At 68.3% G+C, this 3,446-nt stretch carries 3 protein-coding genes; 2 read left to right on the top strand and 1 reads right to left on the bottom strand.

What is annotated here, in order from left to right; genetic code table 11:
- Positions 1-40 precede the first annotated feature (40 nt).
- Together LCE31_RS37995 and LCE31_RS37990 are read left to right on the top strand one after the other, a co-directional pair.
- The gene (locus LCE31_RS37995; RefSeq protein WP_225022709.1) at positions 41-1,840 is read left to right on the top strand and encodes a VWA domain-containing protein; all 1,800 of its coding nucleotides are present in this window, start codon (positions 41-43) and stop codon (positions 1,838-1,840) included.
- Positions 1,841-1,874: 34 nt separating this feature from the next.
- Positions 1,875-2,372 (top strand): hypothetical protein, encoded by a 498-nt coding sequence (locus LCE31_RS37990; RefSeq protein WP_225022707.1) that lies wholly within the window; start codon positions 1,875-1,877, stop codon positions 2,370-2,372.
- 490 nt (positions 2,373-2,862) lie between these two features.
- On the opposite strand, the gene LCE31_RS40670 is transcribed toward LCE31_RS37990, so the two are convergent.
- Positions 2,863-2,985 carry a hypothetical protein gene (locus LCE31_RS40670; RefSeq protein WP_263632781.1) on the bottom strand — a complete coding sequence of 41 codons (123 nt, stop codon included), beginning with the start codon at positions 2,983-2,985 and terminating at the stop codon, positions 2,863-2,865.
- Positions 2,986-3,446 lie beyond the last annotated feature (461 nt).

The following is a 3,446-nucleotide window of genomic DNA, read 5'->3' as shown; positions in this document are numbered from 1 at the left end:
CCCCGGGCAGCACCGGCTCCGCACACCGGGGCCACGCGCGATGAGCACCCACCACCACATCCAGCCCCCCGTCACCACACCGGACGACGACGCCGACCTCGCGCGCTGGGACGACGACGGCGCCCCGCCCGCTCAACCCCGTTCCTCGCCGGCCGCGTGGCTGCGCGTGGGAGCCGAACTCGGAGACCGGCTGGTCGCCCTCTCCGGCCGCCAGGACCTCCTCGTCACCTGCCGCCCCGGCACCCGCAGCGGCGCACCAGCCGCGTTCTCCCCCACGCTGGGCGAGATCGAGTTCGACGCCCGCCTGTTCGCCCCGCTGAAGCCCCACGAGATCCATCCCCGGATCGTGGGCGACGAAGAACGGTATCCCGCCCCCTGGGGAGTGTTCGTCCACGAGGCCGCGCACGCGGCCCACTCCGTCTGGACACCGCCTGCCGGAGCAGACCCCCGTGCCGTCGAGGCCGCGCTCCTGCTGGAGGAGAGCCGTGTCGAAGGCGCACACCTGATCACGCGGCCCACGGACCGCACGTACCTGCGCACCAGCGCCCGCACCCTGGTCATGCCCGACATCGCCCACCCCCCCCTCCAGGGCATCGAGCACGCCGCCGGCGTGGCGGCCCTGATCCTCGGCCGCCGTGACGTCGGCATCCTGGAGGCCGGCGAGACCCAGGCCGTCGCCGATCTGTGCGACCAGGTGCTGGGCGCCAACCTGCTGGCCACCCTCACCCGTATCTGGAGCGCAGCCCACCAGTGCGCCGACCACGACGTCACGAGCATGCTCGCGCACGGTCAAGAGTGGTGTGACGCTCTGGACGCCGCTGCCCCCGCCCTGCCCGTGCCGGACAACCTCACCGATCTGCTGTCCGGCGCCGTGGGGGTCGTCATGGACAGCACGGCCGCCACCGACGCCGCCGACCTCGCGGCACAGACCGCAGCGGCCAACGCCCTGGCCGCGCAGTCCAAGACGCAGGCACAGGACCGCGCCCAGCGAGCCGGCCAGCGACGCCAAGCCGCCGCCACCGCCAAGAGCGTCTTCAACACCCGTGGCACCACCGTCACCCCCGACGGCACACCGGCGCCCTACGGCAACCCGGTCAAGGGCACCCGCAGGCCCACCGCCGCCGAGAAGAGTGCCGCCGCGCGCCTGAGCCGCGCCCTGCGTGCCGCCGCCTACCGCGAGCGGAGCGAGGAGCGCACCACCAGCCCCACCCCGCCCGGCCGCCTCAACATGGGCCGTGCCCTCGCCCGCGACGCACAGCGCGCGGCCGGGTCCATCCCCACCGCGGAACCCTTCACCCACACACGCCGCCGCAACTCCCCCACCCCACCGCTGCGTGTGGGGATCGCCGTCGACGTCTCCGGCTCCATGCGGGCCGCCTGCGCGCCCGTAGCGTCCGCTGCCTGGATCGTGGCCCGCGCAGCATCCCTGACCGACCCCGACTCCCTGACCGCCACCATCGCCTACGACACGCACCTGACCGCCTTGACCCGGCCCACCCACCGGGCACCGGAGCGCGTGACAAAATTCGGCGCCAACGGCAGCAGTCACAACCTCGCCGATGCCCTGGACGCGCTCGACCACGGCCTCGAACTCAGCCGCCCCGGCGCCGGCCGCCTCCTCGTGATCGTCACCGACGCCATCTACACCTCCGCCGAAACCGCTCAAGCCGTCACCCGCGTCAAGCAGCTCACGACCGCCGGCTGCGCCGTACTCCAGCTCACCCTCACCGCGACGTCCCAACACTTGCCGGGGACCACCTTGCTGCACCTGCCCCGACCCTCCAGCGCTCCCGCCGCCATCGCCACGGCAGCTACCGACGCCATCCGCAGAACACGCTGAGACAACGCAGAAGACAGAAAGCAGGAACAACCACGTGGCAATCCGTACCCAGTGGATCATCGAGCACCCTTGCGGCCACTCGATCACCCATGACCTCTCCGACCGCCCCGCCGACCGCCGAGCCGGCTTCGCCCGCTGGCTGGCAGAACGCGACTGCAGCGACTGCTGGAAGGCGGCACGCGACGCCGACAGCCAGTCCAAAGCACAGTGGCTCGCAACCCGCCGAGCCGAAGAACAGCAGGCGGCCTCCGAGTGGGCCGAAAGGTTCGACATGCCACCGCTGGAAGGTCCCGAGCGCACGTTGGACTGGGGAGAACGCTCACGGCACCAGCTCATGACAGCCGCGCACACCGCCCTAGCCGTCGAGGGCACCCTGAACCAGGAGGGCTGGGCGGAACTGGAAGAAAAAGCCCGCGGGATCGACCGGGCAGGATGGTGGATCGACCAGCGCGACGCGGACCCCATCGATCTCCCCGAACTCCTCGACGCGGCGGGCGCTACCGACCGTGGAACGGAGAACCCGTTCCACTAACGGCGGGCCCGCAGTATCCACGGAGCGAAAACTACCGACCCCTCACCCATACGGGCGTCACACTGCCTCGCGGCCTCCTAGCCCCTCGCCCCGACGCCTCCGAGGAAGACTCAAGAGGCGCCGGGGCCGCACGGGCAGCTCTGCAACGTGACACCAAAGGCACTGCGGGCATGAGCGAACAGAAGTCTGCCGCATGAAAAATGTCAAAAATATGCCCCTCAAGCACCAATGAACATCAAAGCCGAATCAATCACGAGAGGTATCCATTACATGGAAAAGTAATACTAATCAAGGGTTACCAAGAAAGATGATGTCCGGCATAATCAATACTACCCAGCCGAATAAATAAAGTGGTAGAGTCCCAATAGTCATCTGCGGATAACGACGGGGCCTGACTCGCTGCCAGGTAAGTGCAGACCCCGTCGAGGGAAGACGTGGATGCAACGCAGGAGTCCACCGCGCGCGGCGGGCTCCTGCGTTCACCCCCTGGTCAAAGCAGCCACGACCTGACCTCGCGCAGCGCACGCGCGATGAGCAGTGCGGCTTGGAGCCCGAAAACTGCCCACTTCAGCTTCGGCGGCAGATCCGCCGTGCGGCGGCTCCGACGCTTCATCTGTCGGCGTTCTTCGAGTGGCTCCTGGCCAGGGTTGAACACGTCCATCACCCCCTTCCTTCTATGGACCGGAAAAGGGTGTTGCGGGCATCAACCTATCACTTAGAAGCACGCGTAGATCGCACTCGCCGCGGCCACACGGGATTGACTCCTAAAACTTGATCGATCTCACCCCGTGGGGGTACACCGGTGAACCAGCGTATTCCAACATCGACATCAATACCGTCTTTAAACCTTCTTCGCAGGTCACTGCCGCTCGCTGCACCGCGGGAGCGCCAGCTGGCAAGCCCGTCGTCACTGGCAGCCCGTCATGTGCGGGTTCTCCCGGAGATTGAACGGTCCGTCCCACCGGCCAGGGTCGGAAGGTAGCCCAGCAACGCCGGTTGGCCAAACCGGCGTTCCTGCGGACCATTGTTCCTCCCACCCCGCCGACTTCGCGTGGAAGGAACCCATGTCCCCAC

The sequence above is a fragment of the Streptomyces sp. 8L genome (assembly GCF_020176795.1).
In the GTDB taxonomy this organism is placed as follows: domain Bacteria; phylum Actinomycetota; class Actinomycetes; order Streptomycetales; family Streptomycetaceae; genus Streptomyces.
Note: the sequence above shows the minus strand (reverse complement) of the source record. Positions and strands in the feature narration are given on the sequence as shown.